At 74.0% G+C, this 19,355-nt stretch carries 16 protein-coding genes and 2 pseudogenes; 14 read left to right on the top strand and 4 right to left on the bottom strand.

Features of this window, described 5'->3' with window-relative positions; genetic code table 11:
- Window positions 1-16: 16 nt before the first annotated feature.
- The 8 genes and pseudogenes from KBZ10_RS23790 (at window position 17) to KBZ10_RS23755 (ending at window position 9,525) form a co-directional block, all read left to right on the top strand.
- Window positions 17-775, top strand: coding sequence for a hypothetical protein (locus KBZ10_RS23790; RefSeq protein WP_210989757.1), 759 nt, complete (start codon window positions 17-19; stop codon window positions 773-775).
- 154 nt (window positions 776-929) lie between these two features.
- Complete coding sequence (locus KBZ10_RS23785; protein WP_210989756.1) at window positions 930-1,544, top strand: sigma-70 family RNA polymerase sigma factor; 615 nt, start codon at window positions 930-932, stop codon at window positions 1,542-1,544.
- Window positions 1,545-1,733: 189 nt separating this feature from the next.
- On the top strand, window positions 1,734-2,816 hold the full coding sequence (locus KBZ10_RS23780; RefSeq protein ID WP_210989755.1) for an ABC transporter substrate-binding protein: 1,083 nt from the start codon (window positions 1,734-1,736) through the stop codon (window positions 2,814-2,816).
- A pseudogene (locus tag KBZ10_RS23775) lies at window positions 2,813-3,888 on the top strand (FecCD family ABC transporter permease). Before KBZ10_RS23780 ends, KBZ10_RS23775 begins: the two are co-directional and overlap by 4 nt.
- Window positions 3,885-4,700 carry an ABC transporter ATP-binding protein gene (locus KBZ10_RS23770; protein WP_210989754.1) on the top strand — a complete coding sequence of 272 codons (816 nt, stop codon included), beginning with the start codon at window positions 3,885-3,887 and terminating at the stop codon, window positions 4,698-4,700. The pseudogene KBZ10_RS23775 and the gene KBZ10_RS23770 overlap by 4 nt, the downstream one beginning before the upstream one ends.
- A gap of 427 nt (window positions 4,701-5,127) precedes the next feature.
- Window positions 5,128-6,600: an MFS transporter gene (locus tag KBZ10_RS23765; protein ID WP_307847573.1), complete on the top strand. Its 1,473-nt coding sequence runs from the start codon at window positions 5,128-5,130 to the stop codon at window positions 6,598-6,600.
- A gap of 372 nt (window positions 6,601-6,972) precedes the next feature.
- Window positions 6,973-8,268 (top strand): cytochrome P450, encoded by a 1,296-nt coding sequence (locus KBZ10_RS23760; RefSeq protein ID WP_210989752.1) that lies wholly within the window; start codon window positions 6,973-6,975, stop codon window positions 8,266-8,268.
- Between the two features lie 156 nt (window positions 8,269-8,424).
- Entirely contained in the window at window positions 8,425-9,525 is a 1,101-nt protein-coding gene (locus KBZ10_RS23755; protein ID WP_247702863.1) for an L-tyrosine/L-tryptophan isonitrile synthase family protein, read from the top strand.
- A 147-nt stretch (window positions 9,526-9,672) separates the two neighbouring features.
- Here the strand turns inward: KBZ10_RS23755 and KBZ10_RS29730 are convergent.
- The 3 genes and pseudogenes from KBZ10_RS29730 to KBZ10_RS23745 form a co-directional block, all read right to left on the bottom strand.
- Window positions 9,673-9,930 (bottom strand): annotated as a pseudogene (locus tag KBZ10_RS29730) (PIN domain-containing protein); the annotation flags it as partial.
- A 76-nt stretch (window positions 9,931-10,006) separates the two neighbouring features.
- Window positions 10,007-10,900 carry a phosphorothioated DNA-binding restriction endonuclease gene (locus KBZ10_RS23750; protein WP_210989751.1) on the bottom strand — a complete coding sequence of 298 codons (894 nt, stop codon included), beginning with the start codon at window positions 10,898-10,900 and terminating at the stop codon, window positions 10,007-10,009.
- A gap of 395 nt (window positions 10,901-11,295) precedes the next feature.
- Window positions 11,296-11,877 (bottom strand): hypothetical protein, encoded by a 582-nt coding sequence (locus KBZ10_RS23745; RefSeq protein WP_210989789.1) that lies wholly within the window; start codon window positions 11,875-11,877, stop codon window positions 11,296-11,298.
- A gap of 272 nt (window positions 11,878-12,149) precedes the next feature.
- On the opposite strand from KBZ10_RS23745, the gene hemL reads away from it, so the two are divergent.
- The 6 genes from hemL (at window position 12,150) to ccsB (ending at window position 18,866) form a co-directional block, all read left to right on the top strand.
- The gene (gene hemL, locus KBZ10_RS23740) at window positions 12,150-13,469 is read left to right on the top strand and encodes a glutamate-1-semialdehyde 2,1-aminomutase (protein WP_210989750.1); all 1,320 of its coding nucleotides are present in this window, start codon (window positions 12,150-12,152) and stop codon (window positions 13,467-13,469) included.
- A 161-nt stretch (window positions 13,470-13,630) separates the two neighbouring features.
- A complete protein-coding gene (locus KBZ10_RS23735) occupies window positions 13,631-14,275 on the top strand; it encodes a histidine phosphatase family protein (RefSeq protein ID WP_247702873.1) in 645 nt (214 codons plus the stop codon).
- Window positions 14,276-14,378: 103 nt separating this feature from the next.
- On the top strand, window positions 14,379-14,996 hold the full coding sequence (locus tag KBZ10_RS23730) for a TlpA disulfide reductase family protein (RefSeq protein WP_210989748.1): 618 nt from the start codon (window positions 14,379-14,381) through the stop codon (window positions 14,994-14,996).
- 4 nt (window positions 14,997-15,000) lie between these two features.
- Entirely contained in the window at window positions 15,001-15,765 is a 765-nt protein-coding gene (locus KBZ10_RS23725) for a cytochrome c biogenesis protein CcdA (RefSeq protein ID WP_210989747.1), read from the top strand.
- Window positions 15,766-15,768: 3 nt separating this feature from the next.
- Window positions 15,769-17,760 carry a cytochrome c biogenesis protein ResB gene (locus KBZ10_RS23720; protein ID WP_210989746.1) on the top strand — a complete coding sequence of 664 codons (1,992 nt, stop codon included), beginning with the start codon at window positions 15,769-15,771 and terminating at the stop codon, window positions 17,758-17,760.
- The gene (gene ccsB / locus KBZ10_RS23715) at window positions 17,757-18,866 is read left to right on the top strand and encodes a c-type cytochrome biogenesis protein CcsB (protein ID WP_210989745.1); all 1,110 of its coding nucleotides are present in this window, start codon (window positions 17,757-17,759) and stop codon (window positions 18,864-18,866) included. The genes KBZ10_RS23720 and ccsB overlap by 4 nt, the downstream gene beginning before the upstream one ends.
- 135 nt (window positions 18,867-19,001) lie before the next feature.
- Here ccsB and KBZ10_RS23710 read toward each other — a convergent pair whose 3' ends face one another.
- Entirely contained in the window at window positions 19,002-19,343 is a 342-nt protein-coding gene (locus KBZ10_RS23710) for a PLDc N-terminal domain-containing protein (protein WP_210989744.1), read from the bottom strand.
- Between the last annotated feature and the right edge of the window lie 12 nt (window positions 19,344-19,355).

Genomic DNA, 19,355 nt, shown 5'->3' with positions numbered 1-19,355 from the left:
GTGAGGATGAGACGCCGTGACGGCAGGGTGGTGTTCCCGCGCGATACGGACCGCGGTGTTCGCGGCCGTCTGCGTGCTGCTCGCCGCCCTGGGCCACGTCATGATGTCCGGCAGCGGTGTCCCCGCGTGGACGCTGGCCGCCGGCCTGGCCGCGACCGGCGCCGCGGGCTGGGGCCTGGCGGGCCGTGAGCGAGGTCTGCCGCTGATCGTGACGGTCGTGGTCGCCGCTCAGACGGCGCTGCACACGGCCTTCTCCCTCGCGCAGCCGGCGAGCGGGGCGGCGCCCTCCGCGGCCACGGGCGGCGCCGGCCCCACCACGGGCCCCACCACGGGCCGTACCGCGGAGCACGGCATGGAGCACGCCGTGGACCACGCCGTGGCGCAGTGCGGCGGGCTCGCGACCCCGGGGCCGGTGGTGCCGGGGCCCGCGGAGCCGGACTCGCTGCTCCTGCGGACCGCGGAGGCCCTGACCCCCGGTCACACCGGCCACTCCGCGGACGGATCGTCCTCGCTGGGCATGTTCGCCGCCCACCTGCTGGCCGCTGTGCTGTGCGGGCTGTGGCTGGCGTACGGCGAGAAGGCGGCGTTCCGCATCCTGCGGACCGCGGCCGGACGGCTGGCCGCGCCGCTGCGGCTGCTGCTGCTCGTCCTGCCCCCGGCCCCGGACCGTCCGCGTGTCCGGGCACGCCGGCGCTCCTCGGAGCGGACGCCGCGCCTGCTCCTCGTCCACGCGATCACGTCCCGCGGCCCGCCCGGGCGGACCGCTGTCGTCTGACGACAGCCGGCACCCCGGGGCCGCCCTCCGCGCGGCCCCGGGCACCGGCCGTACGCGCCTGCGGGCGTCGCGCGGCCGGCCCCCACCCCGCTCACCGGACCGGCGCCGCGTTTGCGTGCCCACCGGTCCGGACCACGGATGACGAGGACACCACGTGATCACTTCTGTCCTGCCCGCCTCCGGCGGCACCGGCGAGAAGACGCCGGCGCCCGACGAGTCGATAACCGCATGGGCGCTGGCCGCCCGGAGCGGTGACGCCGAAGCGGTCGAGCACTTCGTGCGCGCTCTGCACCGCGACGTCCAGCGGTACGTCGCGCACCTGTGCGCCGATCCCCAGGCGGTCGACGATCTGGCGCAGGACACGTTCCTGCGCGCGCTCGGCAGCCTGCACCGGTTCGAAGGCCGCTCCTCGGCCCGCGCGTGGCTGCTGTCCATCGCCCGCCGCGCGGTGATCGACAGCTACCGGTACGCCTCGGCCCGGCCGCGCCTGTCCGACGTACCGGACTGGCAACTGGCCGTCGAGAACGCGCAGCCGCGCGATCTGCCCGGCTTCGACGACGGGGTCGCACTGCTCGACCTGCTGGCCTCGCTGCCGGACGAACGCCGGGAGGCGTTCGTCCTCACCCAGCTGGCCGGCCTGCCGTACGCGGAGGCCGCCGAGGTGAGCGACTGCCCGGTCGGCACGGTCCGCTCCCGCGTGGCGCGCGCCCGGGCGGCCCTGGTCGAACTGCTGGACGAGGCGGACCGGCCGGCCCTGCAGGCGGCCTGATCCCGCGGGGCTGCCGGTGCCGGACGGGGGCACGCGGCGCCGGCAGCCCGTACGGCGTGTCCCACCGGCCGTTCGCCCCACCGCGGCCCGCGGCTCGGCGGACGGCGGGAACCGACGGGGTGTCCCGCCCGACTTCTGGGACGGGCGGCGGAGGCTCGCCCGCGTACCGAGAGGAACCTGGAGACTTCGATGCGTTCTCGTGTGTGGGGCGGTACGGCGGCCGTCATACTCGGCGGCCTGCTGGCGACGGGCTGCGGCGGCGGGGAACCGGCCACCGGCGGCGGCGCCGGCGGCGACGCCGGGAAGGCGGCCGCCTCGGACGGTCACCCCGTCTCCGTCACCGACTGCACGGGCGCCGAGACCACCTTCTCCACCGCCCCGGAGAAGATCGTCACCAGCAACGCCGCCGCTCTGGAACTGCTGCTCCGGCTCGGCGCCGGGGACAAGGTCATCGGAACCGGTTTCCCGCCCGGCAGGGGAGCCCTGCCCGGTGCCCTCGGCGAAGAGGCGGCGAAGGTGAAGGTACTCGGCCGGACCGTCATCCCCAAGGAGAAGCTCCTCGGTTCCGGCGCCGACCTGTACCTCGACACCTTCGGGGCGATGAGGATGGGCGGCGGGATGGGCGACGGCCCGACCGAGGAGGAGTTCACGGCCGCCGGGATCCAGCACATGTATCTCAAGTCGACGGCCTGCGCGGGGCGGAGCAAGACCGCGGTGACCGACCTGTCGGCGGTCGAGGCCGACATCACCTCCCTCGGCCGCGTCACCGGCACGAGCCCGAAGGCCGAGGAACTCGTCGCCGGGATGGAGAAGAAGGTCGGCGCCGTCCGGAAGGCGGTCGGCGGCATCCCGGAGAAGGAGCGGCCGACGTACTTCTTCTTCGACTACGACGCCGGCACCAAGCAGCCCACCGTCGTCTGCAACCGCCAGATCGCCCACGCGGTGATCACCCTGGCCGGGGCCCGCAACGTCTTCGCCGACTGCGACGGCGACCGCAAGCAGGTCGGCTGGGAGGACGTGATCGCCCGCAACCCCGACTGGATCCAGCTCGGGGTCCGCAACCGGGGCAGCGCGGCGGCCAACGAGAAGGCGTTCGACGAGGCGGAGAAGTGGCTGACGTCCGACGCCGCGACCAAGGGCCTGAAGGCCGTCAAGGAGGGCAAGTTCCTGCGCATCGGCTCCGAGCGGACCACCATCGCCGGAGTACGGAACGCCGACACCGTCGAGGAGATCGCCAGGACACTCCACCCCGGCAAGGCCGGCGGCCTGTGACCTCTCTGCTGGAGCGCCGCCGCAGCGCCCCCGCGGAAGTCCGCGCCCTGCCCATCGGACCGCTGGCGCTCGCCCTGGGCGCCGCGCTCCTCGCCGCGCTGACGGCCGCGGTGGCCCGGGGCTCCACGTCCATCCCGCCCGGCGAGGTGTGGGGCGTCGTGGGGCGGCGGCTGTCCGGGGAGGCACCGCGGCCGGGCACCAGCGACCTGATCATCTGGCAGCTCCGTCTGCCGCGCGCCCTGCTCGCCGCGCTCGTCGGCGCCGGACTCGGTCTCATCGGCACGGCGGTGCAGGCGCTGGTGCGCAACCCGCTGGCCGACCCGTATCTCCTGGGCGTCTCCAGCGGTGCCTCCCTCGGCGCGGTCTCCGCGATCGTGCTCGGCCTCGGCGCCGGCGGCGCGCTGGGACTGGGGCTGTCCGGCGCGGCCTTCGCCGGGGCGCTCGCCACCTTCGCCCTGGTGTGGACCGTCGCCCGGCGCGGCGGGGGGTTCGCGCCGCTGCGGCTGGTGCTGGCCGGGGTGGCCATCGGCCAGTTCCTGTCCGGGTTCACCAGCTATCTCGTCCTCCAGGCGGGGGACGAGCAGCAGACGCACAGCGTGCTGTTCTGGCTCATGGGCAGCCTCAGCGGCGCGAACTGGGACCTGCTGGCCCGTGCCTTCGCGCAGTCGCCGTACCGGCCGGGTGGCTGTGGATCCAGGCCCGCGCCCGGGGCCTGAACGCCCTGCTGATGGGCGACGAGACGGCGGCCGGGCTCGGCATCGACGTGACCCGGCTGCGCCGGGAGCTGTTCACGGCCACCAGCCTGCTGACGGGGGTGCTGGTGGCGGTCTCCGGCGCGATCGCCTTCGTCGCGCTGATGGTGCCGCACGTCTGCCGCCTCGTCGTCGGCGGCGACCACCGGCGCCTGCTGCCGGTCTCCGCGCTGTCCGGGGCGGTGCTGCTGGTGGCCGTCGACATCGTCTGCCGCACGGCCATGGAGACCCAGGAGCTGCCGGTCGGTGTGGTGACCTCGCTCATCGGAGCCCCGGCCCTGCTGTATCTGCTGGACCGGCGCCTGGGGAGCGGCAGTTGAGGATCGACATCGAGGACCTGCATGTCGCCTACGCCGGCCGGACGGTGGTCGCGGGCGCCCGGCTGGTCGCGGCCGAGGGGGAGATCACCGGACTGGTCGGGCCGAACGGCAGCGGCAAATCCACACTGCTGCGGACGGTCTACCGGCATCTCCGGCCCGCCGCCGGCCGGGTGCTGCTCGCCGGCACGGATCTGCGGGAGCTGTCGCCGCTGCGGTCGGCGCGGCATGTGGCGGCGCTCCCGCAGGAGCGGGGCGGCGACTTCGAACTGACCGTGCGGGAGGTCGTCGCCATGGGCCGCACGCCCTACAAGCGGGCCTTCGCCGGGGAGGACGCCACCGACCGGGACCTCGTCGAGCGGGCGCTCGCGGACGTCGGCATGGCCGGCCACGCCGGGCAGCGGTTCACGGCCCTCTCCGGCGGCGAACGCCAACGGGTGCTGCTGGCCCGTGCGTTCGCGCAGAACCCGGACGTGCTGGTGCTGGACGAGCCGACCAACCACCTCGACGTCCGCCACCAGGTGGAACTGCTCGCCGTGCTGCGCGACCGGCGCCGCACGACGCTGGTGTCGCTGCACGACCTCAACGCCGCCGCCTCGGTCTGCGACCGGCTGCACGTCCTGCACGCCGGGTCCGTCGTCGCCTCCGGGCCGCCACGCGAGGTGCTCACCCCGGCCCTGCTGGCGGAGGTGTTCGGCGTACGGGCAGCCGTGACCGACCACCCCCTCACCGGGGACCCGCTGATCGCCTTCGACCACCGGACCCCCGCCGGCGCGGAACCGGCCCGGCCGGCGGAGACCCTCGCCGGCGGGTGACCGTCCCGATCACCCCGAGCCTTCCGATCACCCCGAGCGTCCCGATCGCTCCGAGTATCCCGAGCACCCCGATCGCTCCGAGTGCCCTGACCGCCCGGCTGCCCTCCCCGACTGCCCCGACTGCCCCGGGCACCCCCACAGTGCACCGTTGTGGGCGGGCCCGGGGCGCCGCGTGGTGGTGCTGTGGCCTGGTTGCCACCGGCTGTGGTGCCGCCGTGGCGCGTGCCGCCGATGCCCGCGTGCCGTCGGCGCCTGCCGGGCCGGTGGTGGCCGCACCGGGCCGCCGCAGGGCGGGCGGAGCCCCGCCCGGCCGGAAACCGACGGGCGATGGCCGGGAACTTCCCCCGGTTTCCCTCCGACTTGTGGAATGAGGCTGCCGACCGGCAGCCGTCCGCGAGAACGGCAGAAACGGCAGAGGGGCGGCAGGGTGACACACCAGCGTTCCGGTTCGGAGCCGGGACAGGGACAGGACCCGGGCCCCCGCGGCCCCGGCGGCCCCAGTGGCCCCAGTGGCTCCGGTGGCTCCGGTGGCTCCCCCGGCGGGGAGCGCCCGCTGCTGGTCGTCGTGGCGGGGCTGCTGTCGTTCGTGGCGATGCTCGACATGAACATCGTCAACGTGGCCCAGGCGGACATCGTCGGCGGCCTCCACGTGTCCGCGGCGACCGCCCAGTGGGCGGCCCTGGGCTACCAACTCCCCGTCGTCGCCCTGCTGCTGCCCGTCGGGCGGTGGCTGGACGGTGTGGGAGCGCGCTCGGCCGTGCTCACCGCCACCACCGGCTTCGCCCTGTGCAGCGTCCTCGCCGCCGCCGCGCCCTGGGCGGCCTGGCTGATCGCCGCCCGTGTCGCCCAGGGCACCTTCGCGGCGGTGCTGTTCGTGCTGATGCCGGTGCTCGCGCTGCGCTCCGCCCCGCCGGAGGCGCGGGCACGGGCGATGAGCGTGCCCGCGACCCTCGGGCCGCTGGGCGCGGTGACCGGACCCGCGGTGGGCGGCCTGCTGCTGGACCATCTCGGCTGGCGCTGGGTCTTCCTCGTCACCACTCCCTTCTGCCTGCTCGCCCTGGCCGTCGCCCGGACGGTGATGCCCCGGGACGGCGGACTGCGGGCGCCGGACCGCCGTTCGGCGGCGGACGCGCTGCTGGTGGCCGCCGGGGTGGCGGCCGTGCTGCTGGCCCTGACCCTGTCGACGGGCGGGGCTTCGTGGCTGTTCCTGCTGGCCGCCGCCGTCCCGCCGCTCCGGTGGTGGCTGCGCGGCCCCGGTGGCCGTCCGGTGACCGGCGTGCTGCGGGCCGCGGGCCTGTGGCGGGCGCACGGGGCGGTGCTGGCCCTCGCGGCCGGTTTCGCGGCCATGCACTACACCGTCGCCCTGAGTCTGCGGCGCGAGGGCGGGATCAGTGCCACGGCCACCGGCCTCACCGTCCTCGCCTTCCCCCTCGCCATGGGGCTGGCCGGCCGGCTCGGCGGACGCCTGGCCGACCGGTACGGCGCCCGGCCGGTCGCCGCTGCCGGGGCCGCGCTCACCACCAGCGGCCTGCTCCTGCTGATCCCGCTCGGCGACGGCTGGTCACCGGCGGAGGTCGCCTGGCGGCTGGCGCTGGCCGGCGCCGGCATGGGCCTCAACGGCGGCCCCACCCAGGCCCTGGTCATGGGAGCCGCGCCGCCGGGCCGGGTCGCGACCGTCGGATCGACGGTGCAGCTCGCCCGCAGCCTCGGCTTCGCCCTCGGCCCGGCCCTGGCCACCGCCGCCTGGGGAGCCGCGGGCCGTACGCAGGGGCCACTGGCCCTGGCCGCCACCGCCGCCTGCCTCGCCGTACCGCTCCTCGCCCTGCCCCGCCGGCGCACGGCCCCGGACCCGGACCCGGCGGAGACCACCACCGAACCGGCGCCCGCCGCCCGGCCCTGACCCGGGAGCCACCCGTATGCGCGGAACCACCGGAGACCCTGCGGCCCGGCCACGGCGCCCCGTGCGCCGGCCGAGACCGGGTTCCGCACCGGGCCCGGCCCGGACACCCGCCGTCCGGCCACTCCGCCGGCCGGGTGACGCGGGACCACCGGGCACGGTGGGCCGCACCACGCGCGCCCCGCGGCCCGGCGGCACCAGCCCGTCCGGCCGCGCAGCCCGCGCACCCACAGCCCGGAGAGCCTGCCCGGCGCCCCCGGACCAACCAGTGAGCCCGCCCGGACCAGTGAGCCCGCCCGGCGCCCCCGGACCAGTGAGCCCGTCCGGGCCAGTGAGTCCGCTCAGTCCCAACCCGCCCGCAGAGGAGCCGCGTTCATGACCATCGAGCACACCGGGACGGCCACCGGGGCCCTGCCCGACCCCGTACCGCTGACGGGCTGCCCCTACAAGGCCGACCCCTACCCGCTCTACGAGCGGATGCGGGAGGCCGGCCCCGTCCACCGCGTGCTCTTCCCCAGCGGCGTGCGGGCCTGGCTCGTCACCGGCTATGACGCCGCCCACGCGGCCCTGGGCGACGACCGCCTGGGCAAGAACCACGACCGGGGCAACGACCGCTGGCGGGCCCGGGCCTCGATCATGCCGGAGCCGCAGCACTCCCGGCTCCAGGTGCACCTCCTCCATCAGGACCCGCCGGACCACACCCGCATGCGGCGCTTCGTCACGGACGCCTTCGCGCCGCGCCGCGTCGAGAGCCTGAGCCCCCGCATCCGGGAACTGGCCGACTCGCTCGTGGACGCGCTGCCGGAGACCGGCCCGGCCGACCTCGTCGCCGGTTTCGCCGCGCACTTCCCGTTCCGGGTGCTCGCCGAGGTCATCGGCCTTCCGCGGGAGCTGGCGGCCCGCTTCGACCGCGACTGGGGCAAGGTCGTCCAGCCGGTCGGCCCGACCGATCCCGGGCGCCCGCTGTACGAGGCGCGCCTGCACGGCTTGCAGAGCTATATCGCCGAAGTCGTCGCCCACAAGCGGGACGTCGGGGAACGCGGGGAACACCGGGAGGACGGCGGGCGCCGGGAGGACGACGACCTCCTCAGCCGTCTCGTCGCGGCCCGCGACGGCGGCGAACTCTCGCAGGAGGAGCTGGACTCGATGATCTTCCAGCTCCTGGTCGCGGGGCAGGAACCGGTCACCAACCAGATCACCACCGCCCTGATCGCCCTGTTCCGCAACCCGGATCAGCTCGCGCGCCTGCGCGACGAGCCGGACCTGCTGCCCCGCGCGGTCGAGGAACTCCTCCGCTACGACAGCGCCTTCGAACTGACCACCTGGCGGTTCTTCGACCGCGACAGCGACCTGCACGGCACCCCGGTCCCGGTCGGCGACTCGGTGATCGTCTCGCTGTGCGCGGCCAACCGCGACCCGCGCCGCTTCGAGGAACCGGACACCCTCGACCTCGGCCGCAGCCCCAACCCGCATCTCGCCTTCGGCCACGGCATCCACTTCTGCCCCGGCGCCGCCCTCGCCCGCACCGAACTGCGGATCGCCCTGGGCACCCTGCTCGCCCGCCTGCCCGGCCTGCGCCTCGCCATCGCGGACGAGGACATCGAGTGGATCCCGGCCGTCCTCGGGCGCGGCACCAACCACCTCCCGGCCGCCTACGACCGGCGCCTCTGACCCGGGGCGGGCCGAGCCGCCCGGAGCGGTACCGGCCGCCCGTCACCGGTACCGGCCGCACCGGCCCGTCTCCCCTCAACCGACCGTCCCGCACGGAAAACGGCGCCCGGCCCGACCGCCACGGCGCCATGCCCGCACGCCTCCCGGAGGAACCCCATGCCGTTGACGACCGCACCCGACACCCGCACCGGCACCGGCACCAGCCGCACCCCCGGCACCGTTCACCCCGCCGACACGACCGCCACTGCCGACACCGTCGGCACTACGGGCACTGTTGGTACCACCGGCACTGTCGGCACTACGGGCACCGTTGGCACCACCGACACCGTTGGCACCACCAGAACCACCGACACCACGGGCATCACCAGCACCGCGATCCTGAACCTGCTGCTGCCGCACCGCCGCACGACCGACCCGGCCCCCGTATCCGCCGGGATGTTCCCGCACCAGCTCAGCCGGATCGCCGGCTTCGTCCGGGAGGGCGCCCCCGTCGTCTTCACCCTTCCCGGCTTCCCCTGCAAGTCGCCCAACCCGGCCAAGGTCCTGGGCGACCTCCCCGACACGGGTGAGCGCCTCTCCCTCGCATTCCTCCACACCCTGTGCAGGGACATCGAGCGGGTCTACCCACCCGGCGCCCGCATGGTCATCTGCTCCGACGGCCATGTCTTCGGCGACCTCATCGGCGTCCCCGACGAGCGCATCGACGCCTACGCCGACGAACTCCGCGCCCTCATCGGCCGGCTCGGCCTGGACAGACTGTCCGTCTTCGACCTGCGGGACGTTCTCGGCGACCTCTCGTACGACGCCCGGCGCGCCCACGTCCACGACCGCTACGCGCCCACCGTCGACGCCCTGCGCGCCGAGATGCGCACGGACGACCAGGCCCTGGCGCTCTACCGCGGCATCACCCGCTTCCTCGTCGAGGACACCGCCGACCACGCGGGCACCCGCTCCGCCCTCCAGCGCGCCTGCCGCCGGCGCGCCTACGGCGTCATCCAGCGCAGCCGGGCCTGGGGCGGACTCATCGCCGAGTGCCACCCCCGGGCCGTGCGCCTGTCCATCCACCCCCAGCCGGCCGGCGCCCCGAAGTTCGGCATCCGCCTCCTCGACGCACCCGACGCCTGGACCACCCCGTGGCACTCCGCGGCCCTGCGCCGCGCCGACGGCACCTGGACCCTCATGCCCCGCGCGCGGGCCGAACGGGCGGGGCGCCTGGTCCACCGCGACGGCAGGCCCAGCCACTTCGCCGAGCGCTGATCCACCGGGCGCTGATCAACGGGCGCTGATCCACCGAGGCTGATCCGTCGCAGACCGGCGGGGCCCGGTGCGACCCTGCATCGCCGAGTTCCCGGTCACGGTGGAGACGGGTGGAGAGCATGCGCGCGGTCCGCGCCGATGCCGTCGTCAACCTTTGGCTGCGCGGACGCCGGGGTCGCACAGCCTGACGAGATCTTCGGGGTCCGGCGTCAGGACGGTCACCGGGGCGGGTGCGGCGAGGGCAGTGGCGGCGGCGATCGCGTCCAGAGCGTGTTTGTGGCCGTGCAGCCCTGCTGCGGCGAGCAGCTTGCTCGCGTGGCGGGCGATGGCTTCGGTGGGCGGGATGATGTTGACGCGGGAGGCGGCGTAGTCGAAGCGGGCCTGGTTGGTCCCGGGGTCGCGGGAGCGGGCTCTGGCGTGGTGGCCATGGGGAGCACTTTGACAAAACTCTTGTTGTTCAACCGTGGTTCCGCCACCGCGGTCAGGCGGCCGTGGCGGGGCGTGGTTCGCCGAGGAAGACCTGCCGGGTGTGCCAGTCGCGGTGGGCCGCGGCGACGGGGCGCGTGCCGGGCTGCGGGCCGATGAGTGGCCGGCCCGCGAGGGCTGTGACCTGCTCGCGGGCGGCGGGGCTGTGGCCGGCGAAGCGCTGGGAGACCAGGACGCGTTGGTCGTCTCCCACGCCGAGGACGCCCTTGTCGAAGAGCTTGTGGTGCAGCGCGCACAGGCACAGCCCGTTCTCGGTCTCGTCCGGTCCGCCGAACGCCCACCAGCGCACGTGGGCGGCCTCCAGCCCGACCGGCACCGCACCGATCCTGCCGTCGTAGCCGCAGAAGGCGCAGCGGTACTCGTAGGCGGTCAGCACCAGTTCCCGCATCCGCGGGTCCCGCTGCCTGCGGACCGCCGAGAGCCGCCCGGCCTCCGCCGGCTCCGGTTCCAGGCCGACGGCCTCGCACAGCTCTCCGTGCAGGGAGGGCGGGAAGTGCCGGTCCAGCAGGAGCCGGGTGATTCTGCCGAGCAGGTCCGGGTCACGCCGCAGCGCCGCTCGCAAGTCCGGCGCGAGCCGCCCGGTGGCGCCCGTCTCGCGGAGGTCCCGTATCCCGCTGCCGGGGCTGCCCGGCCCGCGATCGGTGCGGACTTCCCAGATGCCGTCGCTGACCAGGTGGTGGAAGGGGTAGGCGGGTGTGGTCTTGTTCGGTGGGCCGTATTCGGTCAGCAGGCGCTGCAGGTCCTGCTCCACCGCGGTGTACCGCAGGCCGCCGTCGGCATCGTCCCGGAACCGGCCGAGGGCGTACAGGAGCAGTAGCGGCTTGTGCGGAGCGCGGGTACCGCTCCTCGTCCACTGCCTCAGCTTCGCGATCCGCTCCAGCCAGTCCATGGCGGCCGATGCTAGTGGGCCCTCACGGCGGCCCGGTGCCCCGGCGGTCCCACTCGGCACAGGACGGGGCGGAGCCCGGAAGTCCCGCCCGGGCCCGGCGAAACCCCGGCCAGTGCCGCATCGGGCAGCGTGTGCCCGGTGAGGAGCGGCGTCCGGTGCGTGCTCCCGGCGTGCCCGGCCGGGAGCCCTCGTACCGGATCGTCCGGGGTCTTTCGGCCGGTGCGGCGCGTGGGGGTCCCCCGCTCGGAGAGCTTGGGGTGGGGGTGCCCCCTGCTCGGAGAGCTTGGGGTGGGGGTGCCCCCTGCTCGGAGAGCTTGGGGTGGGGGTGCCCCCTGCTCGGAGAGCTTGGGGGAGTGCCGGCCGTCGCGGCGGGGCGAACGTTGCCCGATGCGGCCCTAGGGCCACACCAGGCAGTACGGCTGGTGGCCCGCGTGGTGGAGGCGCTCGGAGAAGTCCTGCCACTCGTGCAGCAGTTGGTAGACGGTGAAGGCGTCGCGCGGGCCGCCGCGGTCGGGGACCGTGGACCAGATGAAGGCCGCCGCGCCCACCGCCTCCTCGCCGACCCCGCGCAGCGGGTCGACGGCCGTCACGGGGAGCTTGACGACGGCGTAGTCGGGGTGGAGGACGACCAGTTCCAGCGGGGGAACCTTGTGCAGCGGGACGCCCTCGATGCCGGTGAGGACCATCGCGGCCATCGTCTCCGGCTTGATCTTGGTGAACATGCCGCCCATGCCGAGCTCGTCACCGCCGAGTTCCTCCGGGCGCATGGAGACCGGGACGCGGGCGGCGGTCGCTCCGTCGGGTGCCCCGAAATACTTGTAGGTCACCCCCACGCGGCCACTCCTGCTTTCCCTCGCCTGCTCGGGATCGCGCTCGCCCCGGTGCCTGCCCCTGCCCCGGCGGGCCGCACGGGAGGCGCGGGCGCGCTCGGGGTCCAGGTCGTCGGTCCCCTCGCCCAGTCCGCCACCGCGATGCATAGTCTCCACCCGATAAGTCGCGGCGCACGGCCGCGCAACCCGATCATCGTCTCAGAGACCTCCCCAGCGACCGGCGGACGAAACGCCCGGCTGCTCACGATCCTGTGGGCCTCTGAGACCATGGCTTGTGTGACTTACTCCTGCATGCCCCAGTCTCGCAGACGTACGGACGGCTGAAGGTCTCGTCTCAGTGTCGGAGCAAAGTCGCGCACCGTTGCCAGCCGGGCGCGGCCGCCGCCGCCCCATCTACGTACCCGCAGGTCAGGATCAAAGTGTCTTTTCCGTATGAAGCTCCGGTCTCGCAGGCGCTCTTCGACCGCGCGGCCGCCGTGACGCCCGGTGGTGTGAACTCCCCGGTCCGCGCCTTCGGCGCCGTGGGCGGAACGCCCCGGTTCATGGTGTCTGGTACCGGTCCGTACCTCACCGACGCCGACGGCCGCGAATACGTCGATCTGGTGTGCTCGTGGGGTCCGATGATCCTGGGTCACGCACACCCGGAGGTCCAGGAAGCGGTGCGGGCGGCGGTCGCGCGCGGTACGTCGTTCGGCACGCCCGGGGCGGGCGAGGTCGAGCTCGCCGAGGAGATCGTGGCCCGGGTGGCGCCCGTGGAGCGGGTGCGGCTGGTGTCCTCCGGGACCGAGGCGACCATGTCGGCGATCCGGCTGGCCCGCGGCTTCACCGGCCGCGCCAAGGTCGTCAAGTTCGCCGGCTGCTACCACGGGCACGTGGACGCCCTGCTGGCCTCGGCCGGCTCCGGGGTGGCGACCTTCGGGCTGCCGGACACCCCCGGGGTGACGGGCGCGCAGGCGGGCGACACGATCGTGCTGCCGTACAACGACCTGGAGGCCGTGCGGGCCGCGTTCGCCGCCAATCCGGAGCAGATCGCCTGCGTGATCACGGAGGCGTCCCCCGGCAACATGGGCGTCGTCCCGCCGCGGCCCGGCTTCAACCAGGGGCTGGCCGACCTCTGCCGGGAGAACGGCGCGCTGTACATCTCCGACGAGGTCATGACCGGCTTCCGCGTCTCGAAGGCCGGCTGGTACGGCCTCGACGGGGTGCGGCCGGACCTGATGACCTTCGGCAAGGTCATGGGCGGCGGCTTTCCGGCGGCGGCCTTCGGCGGCCGGGCCGACGTCATGGCGGCGCTCGCCCCGGCGGGCCCCGTCTACCAGGCGGGCACCCTCTCCGGCAATCCGGTCGCCACCGCCGCCGGCGTCGCGCAGCTGCGGCTGCTGGACGACGCCGCGTACGAGACGCTCGACGCGGTCTCCGCCGAGGTGCGGGGGCTGGTCACGGAGGCGCTGGCCAAGGAGGGCGTCGCGCACCGGCTGCAGACCGCCGGCAGCATGTTCTCCGTCTTCTTCACCGACGGGGCCGTGACGGACTACGCGACGGCGAAGACGCAGGCCGTCCACCGGTTCACCGCCTTCTTCCACGCGATGCTGGCGCACGGGGTGTACCTCCCGCCGTCGGCTTTCGAGTCGTGGTTCGTCTCCACGGCGCACGACGGTGCCGCGGTCGAGCGGATCGCGGCCGCGCTGCCGGCCGCCGCCCGGGCCGCCGCGGCGGCGGCCCCGGAGGGAGGCGCCTGATGGCCGGTCCGGGCGCGGGGCGCGAGCGGGACGGGAACGCGGAAGGGGAGGAGAGGAACGGTATGACAGCCGGAAGCGGCAGGGCGGGCAGCGGCAGCGGCGGCAGCGGCAGCAGCGGCGGCGGCCCGGCGGGCGGCGGCGAGATCACCGTCGTCCACCTGATGCGCCACGGCGAGGTGCACAACCCGGACGGTGTGCTCTACGGGCGCCGGGCCGGCTACCACCTCTCCGAACTCGGCCGGACGATGGCCGAACGGGTCGCCGAGCACCTCGCGGGCCGCGATCTCACCCATGTCGTCGCCTCCCCGCTGGAGCGGGCGCAGGAGACCGCCGGCCCCGTCGCCAGGGCGCACTCGCTGAGCGTCGCCACCGACGAACGGCTGATCGAGGCGGCCAACGTCTTCGAGGGCAAGACGTTCGGTGTCGGGGACGGCGCGCTGCGCCGGCCCGCGAACTGGCGGCATCTGACCAACCCGTTCCGGCCGTCGTGGGGCGAGCCGTACGTCGAGCAGGTCGTGCGGATGATGGCGGCCCTGCACGCGGCCCGGGACGCCGCGCGGGGGCACGAGGCGCTGGCCGTCAGCCACCAGCTGCCGATCTGGACGGTGCGCAGCTTCGTCGAGAAGCGGCGGCTCTGGCACGACCCGCGCAAGCGGCAGTGCACCCTGGCGAGCCTCACCAGCTTCACCTTCCAGGGTGACCGGATCGTGTCGGTCGGCTACACCGAGCCGGCCCGCGACCTCGTCCCGGCGCATCTCCTCGCGGGTGCCAAACCCGTCAAGGGCGCCAAGGGCTTCGGCGCCTGAGGAGGAGTCCCCCAGGGCCCTGCGCACGGCCGGTTTCCGGGGCTTCCGGGAGTGCGCAGGGGGGCGCGGAAGATCGGCGAATCGGTCATGCGAAACTTTTCACATGAGTGCCTGCCACGCCCCCCGCGCCCGCACGCCGCGCCGCCGCACCGCCCTCCTCGCAGCCGCCGCCGCGGCCGGAACGCTGCTGCTGACGGCCTGCGGGGGCGGAGAGACGACCGGGGGCTCGGGCAACACCGGTTTCGTCGCGGGGGAGGGCGGTATCGACCGCGCGGCGAAGGGCGAGCGGCAGAAGGCGCCCGATCTGTCCGGTGAGACGGTGGACGGCGGGCGGGCCGCGCTCGCCGACCACAAGGGCGATGTCGTGGTCGTCAACGTCTGGGGCTCCTGGTGCCCCCCGTGCCGGGCCGAGATGCCGCATCTGGTGAAGGTCGCGAACGACACGAAGGACCGCGGCGTGCGGTTCCTCGGCATCAACACCCGAGACCCGAACATCACCCCGGCGAGAAGGTTCGAGAAGGAGTTCGAGGTGCCGTATCCGAGTCTCTACGACCCGGTCGGCAAGCTCATGCTCCGCTTCCCCAAGGGCAGCCTCAACCCCAAGGCCATCCCCTCCACCCTCGTCATCGACCGGGAGGGGAAGATCGCCGCCCGCGCCCTCAAGCCGCTGGACGAGGACGAGCTGCGCGAGATGATCGAACCACTGATCGCGGAGAAGTGATCCCGTGACGACGCTTCTCGCCGCCGAGACGTTCAACCAGACCGTGCTCAGCGGGGCGCTGCTGCTCGCCCTGCCGATCGCCGTGCTCGCCGGACTCGTCTCCTTCTTCTCTCCCTGCGTGCTGCCCCTGGTGCCGGGCTACCTCAGCTACGTCACCGGTGTCAGCGGCAGCGATCTGGCCGACGCCCGCAAAGGGCGGATGGCGGCCGGCGCCTCGCTGTTCATCCTCGGCTTCACCGCCGTCTTCGTCTCCTACGGCACCCTCTTCGGGAACTTCGGCTTCACGCTGGAGGAGTACCGGGAGACGATCACCAAGGTCCTCGGCGCCCTCACCATCGTGCTGGGCCTCGCCTTCATGGGTGTGATGGGCGGTTTCGCCCAGCGCGAGTTCCGCTTCCACCGCAGACCCGCGATGGGTCTGGCCGGGGCGCCGCTGCTGGGCGTGCTCTTCGGCATCGGCTGGACGCCGTGCATCGGCCCGACCCTCGCCGCCGTCAACACCCTCGCCTTCAACGAGGCCAGCGCCGCCCGCGGCGCCCTGCTCACCGTCGCCTACTGCCTGGGGCTGGGGGTGCCGTTCCTGCTCGCCGCGGTCGCGTTCCGGCGCGCGCTCGGCGCCTTCTCCTGGGTCAAACGGCACTATGTGTGGGTGATGCGGGCGGGCGGCCTGATGCTGGTCCTCGTCGGCCTGCTGCTCGTCACGGGCATCTGGGACCGGCTGATCGGCGGCCTCCAGGTCTGGTCCTCCACCTTCACCCCGGGAATCTGAACCATGGCCGAGACGACGAAGAACGCCGCCGCCAACGCCGATGCCCGGTCCGACCCCGACGGCCGGTCCGACCCCGACGGCCGGGCCGGGGCCGAGCCCGGCCTCGGCGCGGCCGGCTCCCAGCTGTCCACCGCCCCCGACGAGAGCGCCCCGCTGCCCGGCCTGGGCGTCATCGGCTGGGCCCGCTGGTTCTGGCGGCAGCTCACCTCGATGCGGGTGGCGCTGCTGCTGCTCCTCCTGCTGTCGCTGGGCGCGATCCCCGGCTCCCTGATCCCGCAGACCGGTATCGACCCCATGGCGGTCGAGCAGTTCAGGGCCGACAACGAGACGCTGGCAGCGGTCTACGACAAGCTGGGCCTGTTCCACGTCTACAGCTCGGTGTGGTTCTCCGCGATCTACATCCTGCTGTTCGTCTCCCTCATCGGCTGCATCGTGCCGCGCACCTGGCAGTTCGCCGGCCAGCTCCGCGGCCGCCCCCCGGCCGGCCCGAGCCGCCTCGCCCGGCTCCCCGCGTACACGACCTGGCGGACCGCCGCCACGCCGGAGGAGGTGCTCGGCGCCGCCCACCGCACGCTGCGCCGGCGCCGTTTCCGGGCGCGGCTCGGCGGGGACACGGCCGCCGCCGAGAAGGGCTATCTGCGGGAGGCGGGGAACCTCGTCTTCCACATCGCGCTCATCGTGCTGCTCCTGGCCTTCGCGGCGGGCAGCCTGTGGAAGGCCGAGGGCGGCAAGCTGATCGTCAAGGGCGACGGCTTCACCAACACCCTTCCCCAGTACGACGACTTCCGCGCCGCCAGCCTCTACGACACCGACCAGCTCACGCCCTTCGGCTTCCGGCTGGACGACTTCGAGGCCACCTTCGAGCGCGGCGGCCCGCAGAAGGGCACCCCGCGCACGTTCCGCGCCGACGTCACCCACTGGAACGGCGCGGACGGCGCGGAGCGGAAGGCGAGCATCGAGGTCAACCATCCGCTGGAGGTCGACGGCACCAAGGTCTATCTGATCGGCTACGGCTACGCGCCCGTCGTCACCGTCAAGGACGGCCAGGGCGACGTGGCGTACCAGGGGCCGGTGCCGTTCCTGCCGCAGGACACCAACAACACCTCCGTGGGCGTCGTCAAGGTGCCCGACGCGCGGGACAAGGACGGGAAGAAGACCCAGCTCGGCTTCCAGGGCCGCTTCCTGCCGACCTTCGCGCTGGACGAGGTGCGGGGCCCGCACTCCACCTTCCCGGCGCTGGACTACCCGGTGCTGTCGATCAACGCCTTCATGGGCAGCCTCGGCGTCGACTCGGGCATCCCGCAGAACGTGTACCAGCTCGACACCCGGAAGATGAAGCAGTTCAAGGAGAACGGCGACCTCTTCCGGAAGTTCCTGCGGCCCGGCGAGACCGTGCAACTGCCGGACGGGCAGGGTTCGCTGAGCTTTGACGGCGTCGAGGAGTGGGCCAGCTTCCAGATCTCCAGCCAGCCCGGCAAGGGCTGGGCCCTCGGCGGTGCCGTCGCCGCGCTGCTCGGACTCGCGGCCTCGCTGTTCATCCAGCGGCGCCGGATCTGGGTCCGCGCGCGGCCCGCCGCCGACGGCAGCGGCACGGTCGTGGAGATGGCCGCCCTGGGCCGCAGCGAGTCACCCCGGCTCCCGGAGGAGCTCGCCGAACTGGCCGTGGCCCTCCGGGAGACGGCCCCGCCGGCACCCGAGCCGGATGACACGGCGGACGGCGCGGACGGCTCGGACGGTGCGCCGGAGGGCGCGCAGGACGAAGCCGCGGCGCGGTACGCCGCCGGGGACGCGGCCCGGGGGACAGCCGCAGAGGACACCGCCGACGACGACACCGCCGACGACGACACCGCTGACGAGGACACCGCCGACGAGGACACCGTGCCCGAGGGCACCCCCGCCGCGGGCACCGCAGAAGAGACTGCCGCCGGAGAACCAGCCGGCGACGACCGTGAGAATCCCGATCCCGCCGGCCCCTCCGAAGGAGAGCGCGCGTGAACCTGGCAGCCGCAGCCAACGAGAATTTGGCCAGCATCAGCAATGTGCTGATCTACTCCGCGATGGCCGTCTACACCCTGGCTTTCGGCGCCCACATGGCGGAGTGGGTGCTGGGCAGCCGCAGCAAGGTCGGCCGCACGGCGGCCGCGCTGACCGAGAAGCCCGAGGGGCGGGCCGCGCCCGCGCCCGCGTCCGCGCCCGCGCCCGCCGTGCAGGTCACCGGCCGGGGCGGCACCACCGTCCTGGAGCGTCCGCAGGTCGTCACCCGCGGTCCGGCCGGCGGCCGGGACGTACCCGACGGGCCGGGCGCGGCGGGTGGCGACGAGGGCGGCGACCTCTACGGCCGGATCGCCGTCTCGCTCACCACCCTGGCCTTCCTGCTGCACGCCGGCGGGGTGCTGACCCGCGCCCTGTCCGTGGAGCGCGCCCCCTGGGGCAACATGTACGAGTTCTCCACGGCCTTCTCGATGGTCGTGGTCGGCTCCTACCTCGCTCTGCTGCTCGCGAAGAAGCCGGTGCGCTGGCTGGGGCTGCCGCTGGTCACCACGGTGCTGCTCGACCTCGGCCTCGCCGTCTCCGTGCTCTACACGGAGAGCGACCAGCTCGTCCCGGCCCTCGACTCGTACTGGCTGTGGATCCACGTCTCCTGCGCGATCATCTCCGGCGGGGTGTTCTACCTCGGCGCCGTCGGCACGGTGCTCTTCCTCTTCCGCGACCGCTACGAGGCGAAGCTGGCGGCGCCGGGGGGCAAGCGGCCCGGCGCCTTCGCCGACTCGGTGCTGAGCCGGCTCCCGGCGGCCGCCACCCTCGACAAGTTCGCGTACCGCGTCAACGCGCTGGTCTTCCCGCTCTGGACCTTCACGATCATCGCGGGTGCCATCTGGGCCGAGGCGGCCTGGGGCCGCTACTGGGGCTGGGACCCCAAGGAGGTCTGGTCGTTCATCACCTGGGTCGCCTACGCCGGCTATCTGCACGCCCGCGCCACGGCCGGCTGGAAGGGCCGGAAGGCCGCGTACATCGCGCTGATCGCCTTCGCCTGCTTCCTCTTCAACTACTACGGCGTCAACATCTTCGTCACCGGCAAGCACTCCTACGCCGGGGTGTGAGCGGAGGACCCTCCGCGGCGACAGCGACAGCGACAGCGACAGCGACAGCGAGAACACGTGAAGGCGCCCCCGGCCACCGGGGGCGCCTTCACGTCGTGCCGCAGAATCCGGGCGCGCGGGCCCGTCCCGGGCCGGTCAGCCCTTCGGGCCGTCGTCCGGGCCGTTGCCGTCCCTCTTGCGGTCCTTGTGCTCGTCGTCGAGGGAGCGGAGGAAGTCGGGGTTGTCGTCGGGGGCGATCCACTGCCCGCCGCCGCGTACGCCCCGTCCGCCCCAGCCGCCGCCCCCGGCGGTCCGCCGCGGGCGTCCGGCCAGCAGCCAGGCGAGGGAGCCGAAGAGCACATAGCCGAAGAGCACCACGATGAGCACCCACACCGGCTTGGGCAGCTTGCGGACCTGGTCCTCGGGTGTGTTGAGGCAGTCGATGAACGCGTAGATCCACAACCCCAGGACCAGGAGAAACGGCAGATACCTCAACATGTCGGAGCAGGC

It is taken from the genome of Streptomyces sp. F63 (genome assembly GCF_018070345.1).
Classification (GTDB): domain Bacteria; phylum Actinomycetota; class Actinomycetes; order Streptomycetales; family Streptomycetaceae; genus Streptomyces.
This window is presented reverse-complemented; position numbering and strand designations above follow the sequence as displayed.